This is a genomic window from Micromonospora sp. LOL_023, from assembly GCF_048060115.1.
Lineage (GTDB): Bacteria > Actinomycetota > Actinomycetes > Mycobacteriales > Micromonosporaceae > Micromonospora_E.
In genome coordinates this window covers 1-24915 of sequence record NZ_JBHMIM010000042.1, presented here as the reverse complement: position 1 = coordinate 24915, position 24915 = coordinate 1, and the positions used below count along the sequence as shown (strand labels likewise).

At 69.9% G+C, this 24915-nt stretch carries 19 protein-coding genes; 10 read left to right on the top strand and 9 right to left on the bottom strand.

The features are described from left to right. Nucleotides 1–139 precede the first annotated feature (139 nt). Nucleotides 140–1339 carry a S8 family peptidase gene (locus ACFHVL_RS21490; protein ID WP_416630163.1) on the top strand — a complete coding sequence of 400 codons (1200 nt, stop codon included), beginning with the start codon at nucleotides 140–142 and terminating at the stop codon, nucleotides 1337–1339. 262 nt (nucleotides 1340–1601) lie between these two features. On the opposite strand, the gene ACFHVL_RS21485 is transcribed toward ACFHVL_RS21490, so the two are convergent. From ACFHVL_RS21485 to ACFHVL_RS21445, 9 genes are all read right to left on the bottom strand, one after another. Continuing rightward, nucleotides 1602–4022 (bottom strand): glycoside hydrolase family 9 protein, encoded by a 2421-nt coding sequence (locus ACFHVL_RS21485; RefSeq protein WP_416630161.1) that lies wholly within the window; start codon nucleotides 4020–4022, stop codon nucleotides 1602–1604. Between the two features lie 443 nt (nucleotides 4023–4465). Continuing rightward, nucleotides 4466–5533, bottom strand: coding sequence for a GNAT family N-acetyltransferase (locus tag ACFHVL_RS21480; protein ID WP_416630160.1), 1068 nt, complete (start codon nucleotides 5531–5533; stop codon nucleotides 4466–4468). Nucleotides 5534–5713: 180 nt separating this feature from the next. Further along, a complete protein-coding gene (locus ACFHVL_RS21475) occupies nucleotides 5714–6550 on the bottom strand; it encodes an amino acid-binding protein (protein ID WP_416630158.1) in 837 nt (278 codons plus the stop codon). 176 nt (nucleotides 6551–6726) lie between these two features. Then, entirely contained in the window at nucleotides 6727–7773 is a 1047-nt protein-coding gene (locus ACFHVL_RS21470; RefSeq protein ID WP_416630157.1) for a LacI family DNA-binding transcriptional regulator, read from the bottom strand. 88 nt (nucleotides 7774–7861) lie between these two features. Then, a complete protein-coding gene (locus tag ACFHVL_RS21465; RefSeq protein WP_416630155.1) occupies nucleotides 7862–9280 on the bottom strand; it encodes a GH1 family beta-glucosidase in 1419 nt (472 codons plus the stop codon). Then, nucleotides 9277–10176: a carbohydrate ABC transporter permease gene (locus tag ACFHVL_RS21460; RefSeq protein ID WP_416630154.1), complete on the bottom strand. Its 900-nt coding sequence runs from the start codon at nucleotides 10174–10176 to the stop codon at nucleotides 9277–9279. The genes ACFHVL_RS21465 and ACFHVL_RS21460 overlap by 4 nt, the downstream gene beginning before the upstream one ends. Nucleotides 10177–10182: 6 nt before the next feature. After that, nucleotides 10183–11169 carry a carbohydrate ABC transporter permease gene (locus tag ACFHVL_RS21455; RefSeq protein WP_416630153.1) on the bottom strand — a complete coding sequence of 329 codons (987 nt, stop codon included), beginning with the start codon at nucleotides 11167–11169 and terminating at the stop codon, nucleotides 10183–10185. Nucleotides 11170–11306: 137 nt separating this feature from the next. After that, nucleotides 11307–12605: an ABC transporter substrate-binding protein gene (locus ACFHVL_RS21450; protein ID WP_416630151.1), complete on the bottom strand. Its 1299-nt coding sequence runs from the start codon at nucleotides 12603–12605 to the stop codon at nucleotides 11307–11309. Nucleotides 12606–13002: 397 nt separating this feature from the next. After that, nucleotides 13003–13548: a plasmid pRiA4b ORF-3 family protein gene (locus ACFHVL_RS21445; protein ID WP_416630149.1), complete on the bottom strand. Its 546-nt coding sequence runs from the start codon at nucleotides 13546–13548 to the stop codon at nucleotides 13003–13005. Nucleotides 13549–13696: 148 nt separating this feature from the next. On the opposite strand from ACFHVL_RS21445, the gene ACFHVL_RS21440 reads away from it, so the two are divergent. The 9 genes from ACFHVL_RS21440 (at nucleotide 13697) to ACFHVL_RS21400 (ending at nucleotide 24676) form a co-directional block, all read left to right on the top strand. After that, nucleotides 13697–14467, top strand: coding sequence for a pyrimidine reductase family protein (locus ACFHVL_RS21440; RefSeq protein ID WP_416630148.1), 771 nt, complete (start codon nucleotides 13697–13699; stop codon nucleotides 14465–14467). Between the two features lie 147 nt (nucleotides 14468–14614). After that, nucleotides 14615–16363 (top strand): ATP-binding protein, encoded by a 1749-nt coding sequence (locus tag ACFHVL_RS21435; RefSeq protein WP_416630146.1) that lies wholly within the window; start codon nucleotides 14615–14617, stop codon nucleotides 16361–16363. Between the two features lie 23 nt (nucleotides 16364–16386). Further along, the gene (locus ACFHVL_RS21430; RefSeq protein WP_416630144.1) at nucleotides 16387–17538 is read left to right on the top strand and encodes an exonuclease SbcCD subunit D; all 1152 of its coding nucleotides are present in this window, start codon (nucleotides 16387–16389) and stop codon (nucleotides 17536–17538) included. Beyond that, nucleotides 17535–20090, top strand: a complete 2556-nt coding sequence (locus ACFHVL_RS21425; protein ID WP_416630142.1) for an AAA family ATPase — start codon at nucleotides 17535–17537, stop codon at nucleotides 20088–20090. The genes ACFHVL_RS21430 and ACFHVL_RS21425 overlap by 4 nt, the downstream gene beginning before the upstream one ends. Further along, nucleotides 20087–21085, top strand: a complete 999-nt coding sequence (locus ACFHVL_RS21420) for a DNA double-strand break repair nuclease NurA (protein WP_416630140.1) — start codon at nucleotides 20087–20089, stop codon at nucleotides 21083–21085. The genes ACFHVL_RS21425 and ACFHVL_RS21420 overlap by 4 nt, the downstream gene beginning before the upstream one ends. Nucleotides 21086–21174: 89 nt before the next feature. Next, nucleotides 21175–22032 carry a spermidine synthase gene (locus ACFHVL_RS21415; protein ID WP_416630138.1) on the top strand — a complete coding sequence of 286 codons (858 nt, stop codon included), beginning with the start codon at nucleotides 21175–21177 and terminating at the stop codon, nucleotides 22030–22032. Nucleotides 22033–22115: 83 nt separating this feature from the next. Continuing rightward, nucleotides 22116–22811 (top strand): sigma-70 family RNA polymerase sigma factor, encoded by a 696-nt coding sequence (locus ACFHVL_RS21410; protein ID WP_416630137.1) that lies wholly within the window; start codon nucleotides 22116–22118, stop codon nucleotides 22809–22811. Further along, on the top strand, nucleotides 22808–23680 hold the full coding sequence (locus ACFHVL_RS21405; RefSeq protein WP_416630135.1) for an anti-sigma factor family protein: 873 nt from the start codon (nucleotides 22808–22810) through the stop codon (nucleotides 23678–23680). The genes ACFHVL_RS21410 and ACFHVL_RS21405 overlap by 4 nt, the downstream gene beginning before the upstream one ends. Nucleotides 23681–23962: 282 nt before the next feature. Further along, nucleotides 23963–24676 (top strand): hypothetical protein, encoded by a 714-nt coding sequence (locus tag ACFHVL_RS21400; RefSeq protein WP_416630134.1) that lies wholly within the window; start codon nucleotides 23963–23965, stop codon nucleotides 24674–24676. The last annotated feature ends 239 nt before the right edge of the window (nucleotides 24677–24915 follow it).

Here is a 24915-nt window from a genome sequence, read left to right as displayed (position 1 = left end):
GCCGTCCAACCCAGACACTACTCAGGGGCGGCCGATCGAGATGACCCGTTGACGGGACGACAGTCTTCGTTGTCATAACACCAGCGATATACCAAAGGTGACGGGTAGTCATATCGCTACTCTTCGCGACAGTGAAGGGATGGACACCTCATCGATACGTAGGCTGCTGGCCGCCGGTATGCTCGCCGCACTGGCAGCCGCCGGCAATCCCGCCCCTACGCACGCCGCCGACCGATCCGCCGACCAGGTCGGCGAGATCCGCCGAGCCGGTGGCGCCACCGCCCTACCAGACAGCTACATCGTCGTGCTGCGGGCCGACCGCGTCGACGATGCCACCGTCCGACTGCTGAGCCAGCGGTACGCCGCGAGCGTCGACCGTGTTTACCGCAACGCGGTCACCGGCTTCGCCGCACGGATGTCCGCCACGCAGGCCAGCCGACTCGCCACCCATCCCGCGGTCGCCTACGTGGAACAGGATCACGTCGTCGCACCGTTGGCCGCCGGCGTACAGCTGAACCCGCCGTCGTGGGGCCTGGACCGGATCGACCAGCGCAACCTGCCACTGGACGGCCGATACGCGTACCCGACGACCGCGCCGAACGTGCGGGTGTACGTGATCGACACCGGTGTCCGACGTTCCCACACCGACTTCGGTGGCCGGGTCACCGCCGGGTTCGACGTCATCGACGGCGGCCCGGCCGACGACTGCAACGGGCACGGCACCCACCTCGCCGGCATCATCGGTGGCCGGTCGCATGGGGTCGCGAAAGCCGTCCAGATCGTGCCGGTACGGGTGCTCAGCTGCGCCGGCTCCGGCACCACCGCAGGGGTGATCGCCGGCATCGACTGGGTCACCGCCAACGCGGTCAAGCCGGCGGTGGCCAGTCTGGCCCTGGGCGGCAGCCCCAGCGCGGCGCTGGACGCCGCCGTCACCAGTTCGATCAACTCCGGGATCAGCTACGCGGTGCCCGGCGGCAGCTCCGCCACCAGCGCCTGCAACACCTCCCCGGCCCGGGTGCCGGCGGCACTGACCGTGGCCGGCACCACGGTCACCGACGCCCGGATGAGTTCGGCGAGCTACGGACCGTGCATCGACCTCTTCGCCCCAGGTGCGGGCATCACCTCCACCTGGCACACCGGCGACACCGCGACCGCCACGATCAGCGGCAGTTCGATGGCGGCCGCGCACGTCGCCGGCTGCGCCGCACTGGTGCTCGCCGGAAATCCGCTGTGGAGCCCCGCACCGGTCGCCGACCGGCTGGTGTCGACCGCCACGGTCGGCGTGGTAACCAACCCCGGCAGCAACACGGCCAACCGTCTCGTCTACTGCGTCGGCTGATCCCGGCCGTCCATCAACCTGGAAGGCAGCACTCGGCCCCCACTGTCCGGTCCAGGACCGATGCACATGGTCAGCGGAGCCTGGTCGGCGGACGGCCGGACCCTGCCGGCCGCGCTCGACAGCGAACACAACCTGTCCGGGGGCACCGTGCTACGGGCCGGGCCAGGCATCGATGCGAAACTGGATCACCGACTTCCCCGGCGCGGGTGCCGACAGGCTGTGTCTGTCGGCACCCACGCCGGTCGGTCCTACTCGACGCCGGTCAGCCGATTGAGCAGACCAGATCGTTCACGGTGAACGAGGTGGGTCGGGGGTTACCGCCCGAGTGGGTGCCGTTGAAGCCGATGCTGACGCTCGCCCCCGGTGCCAGGCCACCGTTCCAGGACGCGTTGCCGGCCGTCACCCGATTGCCGGTCTGCGACCAGGTAGCCGACCAGCCCTGGGTGACCTGCTGAGCGCCGGGGAAAGCAAACCGCAACGTCCACCCGTTGATCGGCGCGCTGCCCGTGTTGGTGATCGTGACCGTACCGGTAAACCCGGTCGACCAGTCGTTGGTGTTGTATCCGACCCGGCAACCCCGCACCGGCGGCGTCGGGGAGATCGTCGGTGTCGGCGTCGGGCTGATCGTCGGGGTCGGCGTCGGCGTCGGGGTCGGGCTGATCGTCGGCGTCGGAGTCGGAGTCGGAGTCGGGCTGATCGTCGGCGTCGGCGTCGGCGTGGGGCCGGTGGGCTCCTGCCCCCAGATCAGGACACCGTCGTCGTACAGCGGCACCGACCTGTTCGGCCCGGCAGCCGCCTGGTAGGACGGGTCGTTCGCGGGGGTCCAGGTGCCGCCCTCGGCCACCCCGACCTTGAGCTGCACCTCCATCCGGTGCGCCGACTGCCCGGCCGGTGCGATGGTGTGGCCGGCGCAGTCGACCTCGACGTACCACAGGTCACCGGAATGCTGCCGGGCCGTCGTCGGCTTGGGGCAACCCTGGCTGTACGGGCTACTCACCTCCAGCGCCCCGGAGCCGTCACGCACGAAGTAGTAACGGAACTTCGCCCCGGTGAGCGCACGCGCAGGGAACGCCGACTTGTTGTAGATGATCGCCTTGACACCGGTCGACCGCGTCTCGTTCTGCATGATCGTGGTCTCGATCGACATCTCGTCGATGTCCGGCGTCCCCGGCTGCGGGAAGTTCGCCAACGGTGTGCCACCGTACTCTTGGTGGAGCCGGACCAACGCCGAGGTGAAACCGGCGTTGTAGTCGGTGGCGACCTCGTTCATCACGTAGTCGTCCCGCCGGTCGGTGTAAGCGTCGTCCGGCGCGGACGGACCGCCGACCAGGGCACCGGTCAGGACGTGCCGGGTCTGCTCCGGCACCTGCATGCTGTCCCACCAGGAACCATGCGCGGTGCGGTGGTGCGGATTGCGCGGCGGGTTGGCACCGAACCCGATGACGTAGCTGGAGGCGCGCGGGTTGTCGCCGAGCGCGTAGTTGATCTGCCGGACCGCGAAGTCGTGGTAGCGAACCTTGCGGGTGCTGTCGGTGATCTGATCGCTGTAGACCAGCGCGGCGAATGCCGTGTTCGCCGCGTACCGCAGTGCACCCCAGGTGTCCAGCACCGCCATGCCACCGGGCGAGGTACGGACCCGTTCGCCCCCCACCCCGACCGTCCAGTAGTCCAGCCACCGGTTGGCATCGTCGACGTACTTCTGCTTGCCGGTCAGATTCGCCAACAGCACGTACGCGCCGAACTGTTTGTTGTCCCAGGCCAGGGTCCACTTGTAGGCCCGGGTGGTGGTCTGCGGTTCGGTGCCGAGGTTGTCGTACCCGGCTTCGGCCTTGGTCAGGTACGCGGCCTCGCCGGTGGCCCGGTGCAGCCAGATCGCCCCCCAGACGAGCTCGTCCTGGTAACCGCTCCACGAGCGGTAGAAGCTGGTCGCGTCGGTGATGCACTCGTGGTAGGCCCTACGTACGGTGTCGGCGAAGGTGTAGAGCTGCCGAGCGTGGCTGACCAGTGTGTTCGCGTACGCCGGATCCGTCGGACGGAAGACCATCGAGGATGCGGCCATCGCCGCAGCGGTCTCGGCGGCAAGGTCCGAGCCGCCGCAGGTCGCGTCGATGCGGTACGCCGGCCGCGCCATCGGCATGACCTCGGCCGGCCCCCACCACTTGTGGTCGTCGTCGCCCTTGCCCACCTGGCCGTACAGCACGTTCGGGGCCGGATGCGCCTTGATGAAGTAGTCGTTGACGAATCGCAGGTTGTCGAGCAGGTGCGGCAGCTGTCCCGAGGTGCTGTACCCGGCCCGGTACTCGATGGCTCCCCAGGCGAGCATCGTGGTCGAGAAGGCCATCGGGAAACCGAACTTGACGTGGTCCCCGGCGTCGTACCAGCCGCCGGTGAGATCCAGGCCGACATCGGCGCCGTCGTTGAGGGCCGAGTCCCCGCGCCACGAGACGCGGTTCCACTGCGGCAGCGGACCGGACTGCTGTGCCTCGTAGAACAGCAATGACTTCTGCAGCGCCTCGGCGTAGTTGAACGGGGGTGCCACGGCGGCGTCGGAAGGCGGTGCCGCCGCCACGACAGCCGCCACGACACCGGTGGCGGTGAGCAGTACGGCCAGCCCGGTCGCGGCCAACCGGCGGTACCACTGATTCTGGCCGGCCGGGCGGGCCGGCCGATTGCTGTCGCGCACTACACTCGCTCCTGTCCGTGGAGCCGCGCGCGACATCGCGCAGTGGAGGGACACCAAGGGGCGGATGTGGGCGCATCCGCCCCTCACCTCGTGCTGGACGCGCCGTCACGGCGGAGTCAGCGGTCGACCTGACGGTCAAGCCGGGCCGGCCGGGTGATACTGGGCGTGGAGCCACATGGGACACCAACGCCTGGGAGCGCTCCCATCCATAGAGAGCGATCACCACGCGCACCGATGATTTAACCGCCTCGAAACCGATTTGGGAAGCCCCGCCACCACCAGATCCAGCCACGACTCGGCGGTCGGCGGTCGAGAGCAACCCGGACACGAAAAGAGCGGGGTCTCCTCCTGCCGTCCTACAGGAGGAGACCCCGCGTGCCACCGCAGACCGAGTCGACCGACGCACCGGCCCCGCACCAGGACCGGGACGTCGGGGCAACCGCCTAGGTCATGGTGGCGGGAGTCGGTGCCGCGACGTCGACCGGCCGATCGACCAACGGCACCGTAACGCTCATCAGGTCACCATCACGCTCCACCTCGCCAGGGCGGTTCAGCCGGGCCAGGGTCCGGAGCATCCCGAGGTCACCGGCGGCGACGTGGGCCACCAGGGCGGACTGACCGGTCCGGCCGGCGTAGGCGACCAGCCGGCGCAGCAGCGCGGTGCCGACCCCGCGACGACGCCAACCGTCCTCCACCAGCACAGCCACCTCGGCGAGGACACCCTCGACGACGAGCCGCCCGGCACCGACGATCCGCTCGCTCGTACCGCTGCTGTCGACGGCAACCAGCAGCAGCCCCCGCGGCTGGTCGAGGATCCGCCGCAGACGCGCGGTGACCACCTCGGCGGGGCAACCGACCAGACCAGGGGTACCACCCTCCGGCGAGCAACGGCCGACCATCGCCTGCAGCTCGGCGAGGTCGTCGGTGCTGGCTCCACGCAGCACCAGCTCCGCGCCGCCGGCGAGCATCAGGGCCAGCTGGTCGCCGTTACGCCGGCTCACCCCCGCCGCCAACTCCACCAGGGCCTGCGCCCGGGCGAACTCGGCCGGGGTGAAGCTCGGCTCCCGCCGGACGATGTCGTAGCAACCGCCGGCCGGGTCAGGCAGGCGCATCGTGTCGGTCAGCCGGGTCGCGGTCTGCGCCGCTGGTGCCGGACGCCAGGTCACCGACGTCGCGCCGAGCAGCGTACGCAGCACGTCGCCCAGCGCCTCCGGATCCCGGACCAACCGGTTGGCCAGGGCCAGCGCCCGGGTCGGCTGGTCCGCCAGGCCACGGGCCTCGGCCCGGGCGACCCACGGGTCGCGGCCTCGGCCACGCTCCACGGCGGCGATCAGGTCCGCCTCGGTCATCGTCTCCGGTCCGTCGACCAGAAAGTCGTCGACCGCTCCGCCCTCAGTGGTGTGCACCTGGACGGCAAGGATGTTCACCGCACGCAACGCCAGACTCGCGGTGAGCACGGCCAGGTAACCCGGCCGGTCGTCCACCGTCGCTCTGATCCGCCACAGCGCCATCGGCTGTTCCTCTCCCCCAGGGTGCTCGGTGCCCGCTCGATCAGCGCCGCGCTGCGCCCACTTCCCAGCTTGCCGTCATGCTGTTTCCCTCAGATTGCCCAGTGGTGACTTCTCTCGGTGACATCGGCCACCGGTCCGGACGTCGAGGACACCGACGTCGATCGGCTCACCGCTGGCGCGTCAACGCTGGGCGACGACCGGTTCGGCGGTAACCAGATCAAGCCGGTCACCGAGAATCACCGTCGCTGCCCGGACCAACTGGGCGATCCGGTCCACCTCGGTGATGTGGAAGGCGGCCGGGGGCAGCCCGTCACCGTCGGTCCGGGCGACGATCAGCACCAGACCGGCCCGACCGAACGGCACCGAGGCGTACCGCACCCCGTCCGGCCCCTCCATCGGCCGCGCCCGCAACGGAGTGACTTCGGGCAGTCGCAGCGGCACTGGAGCTCGCCAGCTGGCGTAGCCCACCGCAGGCTCGCCGCCGGTCGGCGGCTCGTCGACCGGCACCGTCAGACCCGCCACGAATCCGTCACCGGAGCGAGGAGGAACGTCGAGGCGCAGCTCAGCGTCGAGCGAGCCGAGCGCCGTCGGCGCCGTCGCACCGGAGGATGGCCTCGAACCACTGCGAATCGCCCAGTCCGCCGGCACCACGGCGGCGGCGGCCCAGTCGGCCGCGAGCAGCCCGGGCACCGCGTCGACCAAGGTGGCGAGTCCATCGGTGGGGTTGGCCGCCACCTGCGCGAGCAGCTCGGCGTCCTGACCGCCGTTGACCGGGGCGCCGATAGCGCGCCAGACCCCGTCGACCTGGACACCCGGGATGGCGGCGAGTCCGGCGAGCAGCCGGTCCACCCGGGCAGTCCCCGGCCAGACCACCGAGAAGTCGTCCACCGCCCGGCCCCCGAGCCGCTCCAGCACCGTCACCTGGACGATGTCGGCGCCCGCCACCCCCAGTGTGCGGGCCACCTGTCCGAGCGCACCGGGCCGGTCCGGCAGGGTCACACGAACCCTCAGCAACATTTCAGTCCTCCAGTCGCGCCGGCCAGCCACTCCCCGGTCGTCAACCAGACTGCCCGATGACCATTTCATCCCTGTTGCGATGACATGACTCGCCAGGAAATCACCTGGTCGACCCATCGGTTCTGGTCTCGCCATCACCCGTTCGGATGATCTTCAGGACAGGACGAGGCGTCCGTTCACGCTGAGGCTCGCGGCACCATATGTGTCTCCAGCAGGACATAAGGTACCTGCAACTCATCGCGCCTGATACGGGACAACAGCAGCCGGGCCATCTGCCGCCCCATCTCCTCGACCGGCTGGTACACGGTCGTCAACGGCGGGTCGGACTGCCGGGCGATCGGGGCGTCCTCGAATCCGACCACCGCCACATCGTCGGGCACCCGGCGGCCCGTCTCGCGCAGCGCCCGCAGTGCCCCGCAGGCCATCAGGTCGGACGCGACGAAGACGGCGTCCAGATCGGGGTGACGCTCCAGCAGGTGGCGCATGGCCGCGGTTCCGCTGCCCTCGCTGAAGTCCCCGAACGCCACCATCGTGGCCCCCGCCGGCTGGCCGCTGTGCCGGATCGCCTCGTGGTAGCCGGTCAGCCGGGCGACGCCGACGCCCATGTCCTGCGGTCCGGCGATCGTCGCCACCCGCCGACGTCCCCGGGCGAGCAAATACTCGACCGCCAGTCGGGCACCACCGGCGTTGTCGACGTCGACGAAGTAGGCCGGGCGCGCGTCCGGATGCAGCATCCGCGCCGGCCGGCCACCCAGCACGCTCGGCAACCCGCGTTGCTCGAGCAGGGTCGGCAGCGGATCCGCGTCGTGCAGCGACAGCAGCAGTACGCCGTCGACGTGCTGGTTGGTCAGATGGTGCTCGACCCGCTCCCGCTCCGCCGGCGACTGGGCCATCGCCAGCCACAGCTGCATCGGGGTGTCGAGCAGTCCGGAACTGATGCCCCGCACGATGCCCGCGAAGAACGGCTCCCCGAACACCCGCTCCTCGGACTCGGAGACCACCAGAGCGACCGAGTCGGTCCGCTGGGTGACCAACGCTCGGGCGGCGCGGTTCGGCACGTAGCCCAACTCGGCGATCGCCTGTTGGACGGCCGCCCGAGCCTCCGGGCTGACCTGCGGTGACCCGTTGACGACACGGGACACCGTGCCCCGCCCCACCCCGGCTCGCGCGGCTACCGCGTCAAGAGTGGGCCGGCCGAGCGACCGGGTGCGCTGGGTAGTCATCGTCTGTTCCTCCGACCTGGGCCGCCGTGGCGCCGGTTCCGGGCGGGAACCGGCGCCACGGCGGCCAGTTGTTGCTGGCTGACCACGCCTATTGTGCGGCCAGACCGTTACGTCGGATCACATCGGCGTACCACCTGGCGCTCGACTTGGGGATCCGAAGCTGCGTTCCGTAGTCGACGTGGATCATGCCGAAGCGCTTCGAATAGCCCCAGGCCCATTCAAAATTATCCATGAAAGACCACGCGAAGTAGCCCCGCACCGGCACTCCAGCCGAGATTGCTTCGTGACACGCCCGCAGGTGCAGGTCGAAATAGGTCAACCTGTCCGGGTCATCAACTTTGTCGTTGACGACCTCGTCGACGTAGGCCGAGCCGTTCTCGGTGATGTAGATGGGCACCTCGGGGTACTCGTCGTGCACCCGGCGGAGCACCTCGACCAGCCCGGGGGCGTCGACCTCCCACCCCATGTCGGTCACCGGCAGACCTCGATCAACGAACCGGACCCGCTCGCTGCCCGGCCAGTTGGACGGTTCGACGGCGGCGTCCGGCACCGGTGCGGCGACCACGTGGCGGGTGTAGTAGTTGATCCCGAGCACGTTGAGTGGGGTGGCGATGACATCCAGGTCCCCGTCGCGCACGTGCGCCTGATCGGTGACCGGTGCCAGATCCTCCACCACGTCCGACGGATACTGCCCGCGCAGGATCGGGTCCAGGAAGATCCGGTTCGCCAGCCCGTCGATCCGCCGTGCCGCGTCGACGTCGGCCGCCGAATCGGTCTGCGGGGACACCGCGTACAGGTTCAGTGTGACGCCGAAGTCGTGGTCCGGGCGGGCCGCCCGCATCGCCTGCACGGCAAGGCCGTGCCCGAGCATCAGGTGGTGCGCGGCGCGGACCGAGGCGGCACCGTCGGTGACGCCCGGAGCGTGAACGCCGGAGCCGTACCCGAGGAACGCCGAGCACCACGGTTCGTTGAGCGTGGTCCAGTAGCGCACCCGGTCACCCAACGCGCCATGCACCAGTTCGGCGTAGTCGGCGAACCGCGCGGCGGTGTCCCGCGCAGGCCAGCCGCCCGCGTCCTCCAGCGGCTGCGGCAGGTCCCAGTGGTAGAGGGTCAGCCATGGCTCGATCCCCTGAGTCAGCAGTTCGTCGACCAGGCGCCGGTAGAAGTCCAGGCCTGCCTGGTTGGCCGGACCGGAACCACCGGGCTGGACCCGCGGCCAGGACACTGAGAACCGGTAGGACTTCAGGCCCAGTTCGGCCATCAGCCCAACGTCGTCACGGTAGCGGTGGTAGTGGTCACAGGCCACGTCCCCGCTGTCCCCACCGAGGACCTTGCCCGGCGTGTGACTGAAGGTGTCCCAGATGGACGGTGTCCGGCCATCGACGCTCGCCGCACCCTCGATCTGGTACGCCGCCGTTGCGGCACCCCAGAGGAAACCTGGTGGGAACAAGAACTGACCGGAGCCTTCCCGGAACTCCGCGGTCTGCGGACTTGCTGCTTTGGTCACGACTTGACGGCGCCTTCCATGATGCCGCCGATGATCTGGCGGCCGAAAAGAATGAAGACAACGAACAGCGGGAGCGTCGCGATCAGCGTCCCCGCGAAAATCTGGGAATTATCGGCAAAGTACGCCGAGTTCAGGCTGCGCAAGGAAATCTGCACCGTCGGGTTGGCCGGATCGGCGAGCACCACGAAAGGCCAGAAGAACTGGTTCCACTGCTCCATGAAGGTGAGCAGACCGAGCACGGCTGCGGCAGGACGCAGCGCGGGCGCCACCACGTGCCAGTAGATGCGCCAGGTGGAACAGCCGTCGACCCGGGCCGCCTCGATCAGTTCGTTGGGTACCGCCTGCTCGGCGTACTGCCGCATCATGAAGATCCCAAAGCCGCCGATGAGGAACGGCACGATGACCGACGGCATCCGGTTCAGCCAGCCGAGCTCGGACATCAGGATGTAGAGCGGAAGCACGCCGAGTTGGATCGGGATCATCATCGACGCCAGAACGACCAGCAGCAGGGCGTTCTTGCCACGGAACCGCAGCTTGGCGAAGGCGAAGCCGGCGAGCGAGCCGAAGAAGACCGTGGCGATGGTGATCGTGCCCGACACCAGGACCGAGTTCATCAGCCCCTTGAGGATGTTGGCGTCCTGGTTGGCCAGCACCCGTCCGATGTTTTCACCGAGGTTGCCGCCGGGCAGGAACGGTGGCGGCCATGCGTTGGCCGCGTCGTTGGTCCGGGACGCGATGACGATCATCCAGTAGAACGGGAAGAGTGACAGGATCACCCCGAAGATCAGCCCGATACGGGTCAGCGGGCTCGCCTTGAACAGCCGCTCGGAGGTCGACGATGGGCCCTTGCCGCGCTTGGGCCTATGCGCCACTGGTTGCAGGGTTGCGGTGGTCATCGTGCCTCACTTGTCCGAGCTGATCCGGCGGGCCAACAGGTAGTTGACGAGCGACATGAACGCGATGAGTATGAAGAGCAGCAGTGAGACGGCGCCCGCGTAGCCCCACTGGAATCGTTGGTTCATGACGTCGAGCAGGTACATCGTGATGGTCTGGAACTGACCCTGTGATCCACCGGAGATTCCGCCGGGCCCACTGGTGAACAACAGCGGCTCGGTGAACAGTTGCAACCCGCCGATGGTCGAGATGATCAGGGTAAAGATGATGGTGGGCCGCAACTGCGGCACGGTAATCGACCAGAACTGCCGGGTCCGGGAGGCACCGTCGAGCGCGGCGGCCTCGTACATGTCCTTGGAAATCGCCTGCATCCCGGCGAGGTAGATCAGCGCGTTGTAGCCGACCCACCGCCAGTCGACCATCGTGGAGATCGCGAACCAGGAAGCGAACTTACCGGCCCGGAAGTCGATAGGGTCCGCGCCGAACAGCGACAGCAGCCAGTTGATCAGCCCGAAGTCGCGGGCGTAGATCATCGAGAAGATCAGCGCGACGACCGCAGTCGAGGTGATGATCGGCATCGCGATGGCCATCCGGAAGAAGGTCTGACCCTTGATCCGCCGGTTGAGCGCGTTGGCCAGCATCATCGCAAGTACCAACTGCGGAACCGTGGCCATCACGAACATACCGAGCGTGTTGTAGACGGCGTTCCAGAACTGGGGATCGTCGGCGATCAGCCGGACGAAGTTGTCCAGGCCGATGAAGCTGGTCTCGGCGTTCAGCGGTGACCGGTCGGTCATCGCGATCCAGACGGTGTAGACGATCGGGTAGATGCCGAAGGTCGCGAAGATGACGAAGAATGGCAGAATGTAGAGGTAGGGGGAGAATTTGAGGTCCAGGCGGGTCAGCGAGCGGCGTCGGGCCTTCTCACCACCGGCCGGACCCGCCCGGTGTCCACGCGGCTGCGCCGACGCGGGGGTGTCAAGCTCCAGGCTCATCGGGAAGTCCTTCAGTTGTACGGCGGCCGGCCGCCGTTGGCCAGGGAGTCCGCGCGCCGCTGGCACCGCGACGCGGCGGGAGAGGTGGCGTCGGCAGATCCTGCCGACGCCACCTCTCACACGGTTTGTCGCACCGCTTATCGACCGGCAGCAGTACCGTTCGTCACGGCGTCCTGCCAACCCGCGTCCGGAGCCTGGCCCTGCTCCACCGCCCGCAGCGCGTTCTCGACCGCCGTACGGACCGCCTGGTTCTTCGGACCGAGGTAGACCGGCTTGAGCTCGCTGGCGCCGGCGGCGAAGATCTCACCGGTCGGAGCGTCCGAGAAATAGTCGTTGACCGCTGCGGCGACCGTCGGGTCCTCCAGCGCCTGCGGCGAGGACGGCAGGTTGCCGACCGACTCGAACGCGGCGATGTGACCCTCCGGGCTGGTTAGGTACTTCACCAGCTCGGCGGCAGCAGCCTGGTGCTTGCCGGAGGTGGGCACCGCGAGGAACGAACCGCCCCAGTTGCCGCCGTTACCCGGCGCCTTGGCGATGTCCCACTTGCCGGCAGCCTCCGGACCGGCCTGGCCCTCGATGACACCGGTCATCCAGGCCGGGCAGGCGATGGTGGCGAAGCTGGCGTTCTTGAAGCCGGCGTTCCACTCGTTGGAGAACGACCGCAGGTTGTTCGACAGCCCGGCACCGATCATGTCGGTGGTCAGGTCGAACGCCGCCCGCACGTCCGGGTTGCTCTCCAGGACGAACTGGTTGTCGGTGTCGTAGTAGGTGTGTCCGCTACTGCCACCGGCGATCTGGCTCAGCACCAGGTTGTAGAAGCTGGTCGCCGAGTCGACGAACGCCTTGTCCGGGGTGGCGGCCTTGAACTGCTCGCCGACCTCGATGAAGTCCTCCCAGCTGGACCAGAGCGCGCCGACCTCGTCGCGTTCGGTTGGCAGGTTGGCGGCCTCGAAGTGGTCCTTGCGGTAGCACAGCGCCATGCCGCCGACGTCGGTGCCGAGCGCGAGCACCTTGCCGTCGGGCAGCACGCCGGCCTCCCACTTCCAGGGCAGGAAGTTGTCCTTGAGGTCGTTGGCGCCGTACTCCCCGAGGTCGACGAACTTGTCGGCCTGGGCGAAGAACTGCGAAATCGTGCCCTCTTCGATCGCCACCACGTCTCCGGCACCGGAGCCGGCGGTGATCTGCTGGGTGAGGCGGGTGTTGTAGTCATCCAGGCCAAGGCCCTTGCCCCGCTGCTGCACAGTGACGTTCGGGTTGTCGTTCTGGTACTGCTCGATCAGTTCGTCGTATCCGAAGCCCGCGTCGCCGAAGATGTCGACAACCAGGGTAATCGGGCCGTCCGGATCCGAATCGGCGTCGGAGCCGCAGGCCGTGGCCGTGAACATAACGGCTGAGGCGAGTGCGACCGCGGCGTACCGCCGGAGCATGACGCTCATCCTGACCCCTCTCAAGGTCGCTTTTCATGGTGGGGGGGTGACCGTGCGGTGTCCACTCCGGGGGATGGAGCCGCGTTGGCGGGGGTGGGAACCGTCGCGCGGAGCGGGCACTGCACAGCCACGCTCCGCGGTGATCTAGCAAGTGACGTGAATCTCACTCACCCCGGCCGGGAGCGCTCCCATGAGATTGCCGGGAGGTTTCGGAGGTGTCAAGGGGCCAATGGGAGCGTTCCCATTTCGTTACGGCGACAACCGAGATTTTCTCGGCCGCCCGAGGTGGGCCCGCTGACGGCCCGCCGACGGCCGGCAAATCACCGCAAAGCAGTAGGAGATACGCAGTTCAGTGCAGGGAGATCGCGGGTCGGTCGGCGGATTGGCTCAGCCGAAGCGGCCGGGCTCAGGTCAGCCGACGCAGCAACGTCGTCACCCGGCCGGCGTCGAAGGCCGCCGGATCGAACCGGATCCCCACCGTCGCGACCATCTCGGCGTGCCGGGGATCAGCCGGGTCGGCGACCGCGGCCAGGAACTCGGCGTAGCCGAAAGCGCCCCCCACGTCCTCCGGCGGGCAGGCGGACGCCCCGTCGGAGCAGAGCGGATACCGCACGGCCGGCTCGGGCGGGCCCACGTCCTCCACCACGACGTCGTGCTCCCACCAGTCACCGAAGTCGTAGGTGTAGCGAAACCGGGCGCCCTTGGCGACCACCGCGTCCAGCCTGATCTCCAACTCGTCACGCAGCAGCAGCTCACCGTCCGGACCCGGTTCGCCGTACTGGGCGCCGTTGATCTCGAACGAGTGCAGGTGGCAGTCCTGCCAGCCCATGGCGTGCTGGATCACCCGGTGCACCCGGTCGAGCGTGTACCCGCCCGGCACCTGCACCCGACGCCAGACCGGCGGCGCGACATCGGACAAGGTGACCAGCAGGTGGAAGATCCGACGGGGCATGTCTGCCGTTCCTCTGGCCTAGGCTCGCACCCATGATCTGCGGCGTGCGCCGAGAAGGCCAGTACTCGAAGTGTCGGGTCGGTGACTGGTGGGGTTCTCGCCACCGTACCCCCGCACCCGCCGGGCCGGTCCACGGACAGGCCGGCGGATGAGCGACCCGACGTCGGGTTCGATCCGACGGCTGGCACCGGACCCGAACAACGCCGCCCTCGACGACGCCGACCTGATCACCGGGTACGCCGTCGCGCCCGGCCCGCACCTGCGAGCCAACTTCGTGACCAGCGCCGACGGCGCGGTGTCCGTCGCCGGCCGGTCCGAAGGGCTGTCCGGCCGCGCGGACAAACGGATCTTCGCCATCCTGCGGATGCTCTGCGACGCACTACTGGTCGGGGCCGGAACCCTGCGGCAGGAGCAGTACCGGGCGCTGCGACTCGACGAGCGACGACGGCAGTGGCGGCGACGGCAGGGCCGCCCGACCCAGCCCACCCTGGTGGTCGTCTCCGGCTCGCTCGATCTCGACCCGAGCCAGTCCGCCTTCGCCGACGCACCGGTCCGGCCGATCGTGCTCACCACGGCCGACGCACCGGTCCAGCGCCGGAAACGACTGGCGGAGGTGGCCGACGTCCTGGTGACCGGAGACCGAACCGTCGATCTCCCCCATGGGCTCGACCAGGTCCGCGCCCTCGGCTATCAGCAGTTGCTCTGTGAGGGGGGTCCGCTGTTGTTCGGCACCCTGACCACCGCCGACGCCATTGACGAACTTTGTCTCACCGTCTCCCCGCTGCTCGCCGGGGCGGGTTCCGGCCGGATCACCGCCGGCCCGACCAGCGTGGTTCGGACGATGCGCCTGCGGCAGGTACTCGGCGACGACGACGGGATGCTGATGCTGCGCTACACCCGGGACGGCCGCCCGCGCTGAACCCGCTCGGCCCTCGACGGCCGCCCGGCCCGCCGGGACACGAACCTGACCGCACGCCGGGTCGGATGCCGCCGTGGTCGTACCCGTGGGGCAGGATGCAACCCGTGGGAACGAAGCGACGCGATATGCAGCAACCAGGGCATCACCATGAGTGAGGAAGTGTCGCCGGGCACCCCGGTCGGCCGGGTGCTCGGCACCGCCGACGCCACCCCGCTGCAGTTCTGGACGGCGGTAGGCACCGGCAGCTACCTGCAACTCGACGACGTCGTGGTGACCCGTCGGGAGTTGCCGGGCGGCGAGACGGTCACCATCGCCGGCGTCGTCACCCAGGTGCGCGCCCGGCACGAGGGTGCGCAGTTCGACTCCGACGTGTTCGCCATCGCCGACGGCACACTGCCCGCCCAGGTACAGGAGGCGGCCGAGATCACCGCCACTCGGGTCGACCCGGAGATCTACGTGCCGCCGGAGCCCGGCGCTCCGGTGTGGCGAGCCGAGGGCGACGCCCGCGCCCGCGCCCTGCACTTCGACCGGATGGAGCGCCGGATCCCGATGGGCACCGGCCGCGACGGCGTGCCGGTCCATCTCAACGCCGACTTCCTCGACGGCCAGCGGGGTGCCCACGTGTCGATCTCCGGCATCTCCGGGGTGGCCACCAAGACCAGCTTCGCCACCTTCCTGCTCTACTCGGTGTTCTGCTCCGGCACCCTCGGCGGCGACGCGGTCAACGCCAAGGCGCTGATCTTCAACGTCAAAGGCGAGGACCTGCTCTTCCTCGACCACCCGAACGTCCGGCTGGACGAGGCGACGACCGCCGCGTACGCCAAGCTCGGCCTGCCCGCCGGCGCCTTCCCGGACGTACGGGTCTACGCTCCGCCGCGCGTCGGCGACGCCTCCGGCACCCCGGACGTGACCAGCCGGCTCGCCGGCGTGGACAGTTACTACTGGACGGTGACCGAGTTCTGCGAGCAACGGCTGTTGCCGTACGTCTTCGCGGACGCCGACGACGAACGCCAGCAGTACACGATGGTGGTCCACGCGGTCACCGCCTACCTGCACCGACACGCCCAGCCGGCCGACGGCGGGATCAGCCTCGATGGCCGGCGCATCCATTCCTACCCGGATCTGGTCGACCACGTCGTCGACCAGCTCGGCGACGAGGAGACCCGGTCGGCCTGGGCCGGCTCGGCGGTCGGCATGGGCACCGTGAACGCCTTCGCCCGCCGGCTGATCGGCAGCAAACGCGACCTGTCCCGGCTGATCCGCGGCGACCTGGCCACCCGCCGGCCGCACCAGATCAGCACCGACGATAGTGCCCAGGTGACGGTGGTCGACCTGCACAACCTGCCGGACCGGGCGCAGCGGTTCGTGGTCGGTGTGACGCTCAAGGGCGAGTTCGAGCGTAAGGAGCGGGCCGGCACCGCCAAACCGCTGCTGTTCGTGGTGCTCGACGAGCTGAACAAGTACGCACCCCGGGACGGCTCCTCCCCCATCAAGGAGGTTCTGCTCGACATCGCCGAGCGGGGTCGCTCGCTCGGCGTGATCCTGATCGGCGCCCAGCAGACCGCGAGCGAGGTGGAGCGGCGGATCGTCACCAACTCGGCGGTCCGGGTCGTCGGCCGGCTCGATCCGGCCGAGGCGTCCCGGCCGGAGTACGGCTTCCTGCCGGCGGTGCAGCGCCAACGGGTGCTGCTGGCCAAGCCCGGCACCATGTTCGTCAATCAGCCGGACATCCCGGTGCCGCTCTGCCTGGAGTTCCCCTTCCCTGCCTGGGCCACCCGTTCGTCGGAGGCGGGTGCCGCGCCGTCAGGCACCCTGCGCTCCATCGTGCAGGCGGCCGATCCGTTCGCGGTGGTCGGCAGCAAGTCGACGATCACCGACGACGAAATCCCGTTCTGACCCGAGGCCGAGGAGGTCCCCCGATGCGGATCCTGCACACCTCCGACTGGCATGTCGGCAAGGTCCTCAAGGGACAGCAGAGACTGGCCGAGCAGATCCAGGCACTCGGCCAGGTGGTGGAGATCGCCCGAGCCGAGCACCCCGACCTGGTGATCGTCGCCGGTGACCTCTACGACACCTCGGCACCCAGCCCGGACGCCACCCGGGTGGTCACCAGAGCGTTGACCGCGTTGCGCGGCACCGGCGCCGCCGTGGTGGCCATCGGCGGCAACCACGACAACGGGGCCGCGTTGGACGCGTTGCGGCCGTGGGCCGAGGCCGCCGGCATCACGCTACGCGGCAGCGTACGGGACAATCCAGACGAACACGTCATCGACGGGGTCACCGACGGCGGCGAACGGTGGCAGCTGGCCGCGCTGCCGTTCCTGTCCCAGCGGTACGCGGTACGCGCCACCGAGATGTACCAACTGAGCGCCGCCGAGGCGACCCAGACCTACGCCGACCATGTCAGCCGGGTCATCGCCAGATTGACCGACGGCTTCGGCGCGCCCGGCGTGATCAACCTGATCACCGCCCACCTGACCGTGGTCGGCGGCCGCTCCGGCGGCGGCGAGCGGGAGGTGCACACCGTCCTCGGCTACGCCGTACCGGCCACCGTCTTCCCGACCGGCACGCACTACGTGGCGCTGGGTCACCTGCACCGGGCACAGCAGCTCGAGGCGCCCTGCCCGGTGCGCTACAGCGGAAGCCCGCTGGCGGTCGACTTCGGTGAGGAGGAGAACGTCGCCTCGGTCAGCGTCGTCGACGTCACCGCCAGCACCGCCGCCCGGGTACGCGAGGTGCCGGTCGCCGCCGCCACGACGCTGCGTACCGTCCGAGGCACCCTCGAGGAGCTGGCCGCCACCGACCACGGCGACGCCTGGCTGCGGGTCTTCATCCAGGAGGCACCCCGGGCCGGACTTCGTGAGCAGGTGCAGGAATTGCTGCCCCGGGCGCTGGAGATCCGGATCGACCCGGAGTTCGCCCGTACCCAGCCCGGCCCCAGTCGTACCACCCAGCGCACCGGGCGGGCCCCCGGCGAGCTGTTCGCCGACTACCTCGACGCGCGCGGGCACGGCGACGACGGTGTCCGGTCCCTGTTCGACACCCTCTACGAGGAGGTGACCTCGTCGTGAGGCCGCTGCGGCTGGACCTGGCCGGTTTCACCGTCTTCCGCGAGGAGACCACGGTCGACTTCACCGACGCCGACTTCTTCGCGCTGGTCGGACCGACCGGATCGGGCAAGTCCAGCATCCTGGACGCGATCTGTTTCGCCCTCTACGGCCAGGTTCCCCGCTGGGGCAGCAGCCGGGGCATCGCCTCCGCGCTCGCCCCTTCCGCCAACGAGGCCAGGGTGCGGTTGGTCTTCGAGAGCGCCGGCAGCCGCTACGTCGCCACCCGGGTGATCCGTCGCGACTCGCGCGGCGTGGTCAAGACCGGCAACGCCGGGCTGCAGCTGATGCCACCGGGTTTCGACGTGACCCGGCTCGACACCGGGATGAGCCCGGACGACCTCGGCGAGGTGCTGGCCGGCACCCCCGCCGAGATGGGGCAGGCGGTACTGGACGCCGTCGGGCTGCCGTACGAGCAGTTCACCACCTGCGTGCTGCTGCCTCAGGGCCGGTTCGCGGACTTCCTGCACGCCAAACCGGCCACCCGCCAGCAGATCCTGGTCAACCTGCTCGGGCTGCACGTCTACGAACGGATTCAGAAACAGGCCACCGCGCGGGCGGCCACCGCGGAAGCGGCGGTCGCGGCCGTCGATCAGCTGCTCGGGGGTCTGGCCGACGCCGACTCCGCGGCGGTCGACGCCGCGGTGACCCAACTCGACGCGATCCGGACCTTGACGGCGGCGGTCGAGGCTGCCCTCCCAGAGCTGGAACAGGCACAACGGACGGTGGCGAGCGCCACCGACCAGGTCACCGGGCTCGACGGCGACATCGGCCTGCTCGGCCGGGTCGAGCCGCCGGCGGCGGCTGCCGCGCTCGCCGACGAAGTGGCGGCGGCCCGGGCCACGGCCGCCGAGGTGGAACGGTCCGTCACCGTCGCCGAGGAACGCGAAGAAAAGATCCGCGCCGAGTTGGCCGCCGCCGGTGACCCGGCCACCCTGCGACTGCTGGTGCAGGCCCACGCCGAACGGGACCGGGTCGCCGCCGAATCGGCCGAACTGGCCCCGGTGGTGGCCACGGCGCAGACCGAGCACGAGGCGAGCGTCGCGGCGCTAGGGACGGCGCGCGCGGCCGCCGCCGCTGCTGCCGCGGACCTGGAGCAGGCCCGCCGGGCGTACCAGGAGGCGCAGACCGCCGACCTGGCGGCGGCGCTGCGCCACGACATGGTGGCCGGCGAGGACTGCCCCGTCTGCGAACGACCGGTCGACGTCGTTCCGGCGGTCCCGGCCGGTTCCCGGGTGGCCGAGGCGAAAGCCGCCGGGCAGGTGGCGCGGGCCACCGCCGACCGGGCGCAACAGCAGGTCACCGCCGCCGAGCAGGTGGTCCGGGAGGTCGAACGCGCCCTCGACCGGGCCCGGGTACGGGCCGAGCAGCTCAGCGTCCGGTTGGCTCAGCTCGACACCGAGCTGTCCGCCTCCCCTGGTGTCGAAGCGGTGCGGGCCGAGCTGGCCGTCGTCGACCGGCTGCAGGGCTCGCTCGACGAAGCGGGCGGGCAGGTACGACGGGCCAGGGAGGCCGCCCGTCGGGCCCAGCGTGCCGCCGTCGCCGACGAGCAACGGCTACAGGCGGCGTGGCGGGAGTTCGATGCCGTCCGGGACACCGTCGCCCGGCTGGCGCCACCGGCGACCGACCGTTCCGACCTGGCCACCGCCTGGACGCAGCTCGCCGGCTGGGCACAGGAGCTGGCGGCTGACCGCCGCGCGGCCCGGGTTTGCGCGGACTCCGAGCTGGCCGCCGCCCGGGCAGCGGCCGACAGGGTCGGCGCGCGCGCCGACGAACTGTTCGTCGCCGCTGGTCTGCGCCCGCCCGGCGCGGACGGTTCCGGGCCGGACGGTTCCGGGCCGGCCACCCGCCGCTCCCGCCCGGCCGGCACCGGGGCGCCGCAGCCGGCCGAGTACCGGCAGGCTGCCGCGCTGGCGGTGCAGCGGGCGCAGAGCGAACACGACCGGGTCGCCGAACGGTTCGCCCAGGCCGGTGAGCTGCGCCAGCGGCGCACGGAACAGGAACGTTCCGCCCAGGTGGCCCGGACACTGGCCGGGCATCTGCGGGCGAACAACTTCGAACGGTGGCTGCTGGTCGAAGCGCTGGACCTCCTGGTGGACGGTGCCTCGCTGATCCTGCGGGAGTTGTCCAGCGGGCAGTACGAACTCGTCCACGACGCCGGCGAGTTCTTCGTCGTCGACCATCACGACGCCGGGCTGCGCCGCGGCGTGCGTACCCTGTCCGGCGGCGAGACCTTCCAGGCGTCGCTGGCACTGGCGTTGGCGCTGTCCGAGCAGCTGGCTGGGATGTCGACCAGCGCGGCGAGTCTGGAGTCGATCGTGCTCGACGAGGGATTCGGATCGCTGGACGCCGCGACGCTGGACACCGTCGCGGCGACCCTCGAAGCACTGGCCGCCCGGGGGGACCGGATGGTCGGGCTGGTCACCCACGTCCCGGCGCTGGCCGAACGGGTACCTGTGCGGTTCGAGGTACGCAAGGACGCCCGGACGGCGTCGGTTCACCGGAGCGGAATGTGACCGCCGCGGCGACGCAGCAGCGGGCCGACGGCGTCCGCTGGTTCGTCGAAGGGTGGCAGCCCGGCTACGGCACGTCGTTCGAGGCGCCGGAACCGGGGGGTCCGGCTACGACGGACGACAGTCAGGACGCCACCGATCTCGCGGTGGAGCTGGACCCGGCGGCATGGCAGCCCCTGCGCCAGCCAGCCGATGTCCGGGCACCGGACGTGGTGCTGCTGGTCGACGGGGTACGCCGGATCGACGCTTCGCTGTGGAGCGACGAGCCGGACGGGGTCTCCTATCCGGCCGTGGCCGCCTCGTACGCCGCCGGAGTGGTCCGGTGTGACCTGCGCCGAGGGGCCGCGACGTTGGCCGGAGCCCGCCCGGAGCGCGGCCTGTTCACCCCGAACGCCGCCGCGACCGACCTGGCCATCGGCCAGATTCGCTACCCGGCGAGGCGGGTCGACCACACGGATCCGGCGACCCTGGCGCAGGCGGTGCAGCCGGCGCTGGCCGCGCTGGAGATCGCCGTGTCCGAGCAGGCCCGTGCCGAGGCCGGCACCGACGGCGAGCTGCTGGTGGTCGACGGTCCGCTACGCGGGCGGCAGTTGCCGAACACCGTCGGATACGTCAAGTCGCACAGCCGTACCTATCTGCCGGCGAGCCTGATGCCGGTGGTGACCGGGCTGCGACCGGCCGAACGTTCCCCGGTGTTCCTGCATGGCACCCGGTGGCGCAACTACTCGTGGTACCTACGGCTACCCGGGCCCCGCGGAGCGCCCTGGGCTGGCATCGTCCGGGTGGAGTGCCGACCGGACGTCACCGCTCAGGCTGCGATCGCGTTGGCCGATCTTTCGCTGGCCGCGCTGCCCCGGTTCGCCTCGACGCCGTACAAGGATCCGCGGGCGCCGCAGAACCTCGTGCCGATCGCCGGACTGGAACGGCGGCTACGGGCGATGCTCGGCGACGCGCGGCTGCTACACCGGGCGTTGAGCCTCGGGGCCGCCCGCGGCTGAAGCGGGCGGGTGCCGGCGGGCCACGGCGGAGGCGGGCCACGGCGGAGGCGGCCGACAGCGGCTGGACCGGCACCGGCCATACTGATCCGGTGGGCCGCACCCGTAGGACTGCGCCGCCGACGGTGCAGGTCGACACCGGCACGGCACAGCTCGCCGTGGACCCGGACCGCCGCCGCGCGTACACCCTGCTGTTGGACGGCACCCAGCAGTCACACGTCGACCTGGACGACCCGACGCACCTGGAGTTCGAGTACGTGCGCCGGATCGCCGCCGCCGTCGACCTGGCCGCCCTGCCCGGCAAGCCGTTGCGGGTGCTGCACCTGGGCGGCGGGGCGCTGACCCTGCCCCGGTACCTGACCGCCACCCGCCCCGGGTCGAGCCAGCGGGTGGTGGAGATCGACGCCGCGCTGGCCGAGCTGGTCCGCCGGGAACTGCCCTGGCCGCCCGACCGCAACCTGCGGGTACGCGTCGGCGACGCGCGGGCGGCCGTCGAGCAGGCTCGCCCCGGCAGCTACGACCTGGTGATCGCCGACGTGTTCGCCGGTGCCCGTACCCCGGCGAGGCTGACCTCGGTGGAGTTCGTCGCCGAGGTCGCCCGGGTGCTCGCCCCCGACGGCCAGTTGCTGTCCAACGTGGCCGACGGGCCACCGCTGCGCTGGGCACGCCGACATCTGGCCTCGGTACGGCAGGCGCTGCCCGGGATCTGCCTGATCGCCGACGCGGCGGTGCTGCGGCAACGCCGGTACGGCAACCTCGTCGTCGTCGCCGGGAAGACCCTCCCCAGGGTCGCCGATCTGGCCCGGCGGGCCGCAGGCGACTGGTTCCCGAGCCGGGTGGTGCACGGCACCGAACTCGACCGGCTGATCGCTGGCGCCACCCCGATCGGCGACGCGACCGCGCAACCGTCGCCGCCGCCACCGAACAAAACTTTTCCCGATGGGCTTTGATCCGTACGCCGGCCGACTCCGTACTTCGGGGTGGGCCCCCAGCCGCGGGCCGCTTGTCGGTTTCGTCGGATGGAGGTCCTGCGATGTACGCGGTCGCGAGCGGCTGGCAGGCGCAACCGGTCCGGCTAGGCGTCACCGGCAGCAGGTCACGCAGCACCGGGACCACGCAACGTTGGCAGACCATCGACGGGAGGGCGGCCGAGCGCGATGATGAGCCGGTGACGCCACGGACCACCCACAGCCGGCACCAGGCCGGGATGCCGGAGTCCAGCCATGGAGACGAGCTTGTCCGTACGCTCTACGCGGAACACGCCCGGCCGTTACTGGGCTTCGTGCTCCGGCTGACCGGGGGGGACCGGCAGCGGGCGGAAGACATCGTCCAGGAGACACTGCTACGGGCGTGGCGCAACGCCCACCGGCTCGGTGCGCAGGGTCAGGCGTCGTTGCGACCTTGGTTGGTCACCGTGGCCCGACGGATCGCCATCGACGATCACCGTAGTGAGAAGGCCAGGCCGACCGAGGAGTACGACCGGGACCTGGAGAGTTTCGCCGAATCCGACGGCACCGATCAGGTACTGCGTCAGATGACCGTCACCGATGCGATGCGGACGCTGAGTCAGCCGCATCGGGAGATCCTGGTCGAGACCTACTTCCGAGGCCGGACGGTGCCCGAGGCGGCTGCCGCGCTGGGGCTGCCATTGGGGACCGCGAAGTCGCGGGTCTACTACGCGCTACGAGCGCTGCGGTCGGCGCTGCAACAGCGGGGGGTTACAGAATGACACGGTCCGCGCACTGGGATGTCGGAGCGTACGCGCTCGGCGCACTCGACCCCGACGACGTCGAGCAGTTCGAGGAGCACCTGGCGGGATGTTGGGCCTGCGCGGCCGAGCTCGAATCGCTGATCCCGATCATCGGACTCATGTCTACGGTAGACATCAGCCAGCTGGAGGACAGCCCTGCCCTCCCTCAGGCGAGCCCCATCGGTGTGAACCGGGCTGGTGGGGCAGCCGACGGCGACAACGACGTTCCGGAGCCGACCAGGTCGGCCGGCGGACTCGGCGCCGATCGGCATCGCGACCACGGTCAGGTCCGTCCGCTCGGCCACGCCCGTAGCTCCCGGCGATGGCTGACCGGTCGCCCCTTGCAGATCGCCGCCGGGTTTGTCCTGACCGCAACGTTGACCGGTGCCTCGTTCCTCGCCGGCTCGCAGTGGTTCGGTGACACCGGCACCGTTCCGCAGGCCGGTCCGGACACCACCTTGTCGACCACCGCACCGACGACTGATCCCCAGTCCGGGGTGGGTGGCCCCGAGGTCACCGGTGAGAAGTTCAGCACCGTGGACCCCTCCACCGGAGTCGAGGCCGACGTGGTGCTCGACGAGGCGGCCTGGGGTACCCAGGTGTCGTTCGCGTTGCGCCGGGTGCCGGGGCCGATGCAGTGCCGGCTGGTGGTGATCCGGGCCAGCGGGACGGCCGAGGTGCTGTCGACCTGGTCGGTGCCGGAGGCCGGGTACGGGACCGCGCAGCAACCCGCACCGCTGCTGCTGACCACGTCGACGGCGGCACCACGCGACGACATCGAACAGATTCAGGTGCAGGCGGTCGACCGGTCCGGGGTGGCCACCGCGATCGTGACGGTACCGGTCTGACCGAAGGATCAGCCGTTTCCGATATCAGCGGTACCGACTGTGGAAAGCGAAGCTCGTGGGTGTCCGGGTAGACCCGGACACCCACGAGCTGTTTGTTCGTATCGACTGGGATACGGACGGCCCGTACGCCTCGACGGGGACGCGGGACGTGCGCACACGCAGCCGACGGAGGCCTGGTTCAACCCGTGGCTGTGAAATTGTGCACCTTGGGATCCCGATCCAAACCCGCAGATGCTGCGTATTCCTAGTTGAAGCCCGATGTGGACGAAATAGGGAGGGCACGTGGCACTGGGAAAGCGGACCGTCATAGTCGCAGGCGCACTGGCGGCACTCGTGTTGCCGGGTTGTGCCCCGGCAGGTTACAACCCGGACGACTTTGGCGGCGCTCAGGCCCAGCCAGTCGTCAACGCCGCGAACGCGGCGCAGGCATCAGCGGCGCCCGAGCCGGTCGACAACGAGGACATCGCGGTCGACATCGCCGACGAGGACCTGACCAAGGAACTGGTCGGCAAGGCCGTCGACAAGATGGGCGACGTCGTCACGGACGACGACGGCTGGCTGCTCTACCGCTTCGAGAACGACTCCAACGACCCGGCGACCTCGAACTGTGAGGGCGACTGCGCCAAGATCTGGCCGCCGGCGCTCACCGACGGGGACCCGATCCTGTCCGGAGTGGATGAGGACCTCGTCGGGACGGTCAACCGGCCCGACGGCACCCGGCAGCTGACCATCGACGGATGGCCGATCTACTACTACGCGGGCGACGAGAAGCCCGGCGAGTGGAAGGGCCAGGGTGTCGGCGGCACCTGGTTCGTCGTCCAGCCGGACGGCAAGAAGAACCTGGAATGCCTGCCGGAGGGGACGCCGAAGCCGATCGCGGTGCCGGACGGTGATGGTCGCGACAACATCAACGGCAAAGACGGCTCCAAGGACGACTCCGATCTGGACAGCGATCTGGACAGCGATCTGGACGACTCGGGCGACTACGACTACTGACCCCACGGCGCCCGTTTGAAACGCGGCGGCCGGTCGTTGCCAGGGAGGGCGCGGCCGGCCGCCGCCGCGTATGCGGGAGAATCCCGTAGTTGCGCATGCACGATCAGCGAGCTTGAAATTCACGTTAAGCCACTCCTAAGTGTTTCGTAGTTACGTGAAGCCTTGTTGACTGAGCCTTTGCGAGTAACGGTCCGCGACTGGGTGTAGTGCCGGTACTCGGCTCAGGTGGTTCGGTTGTG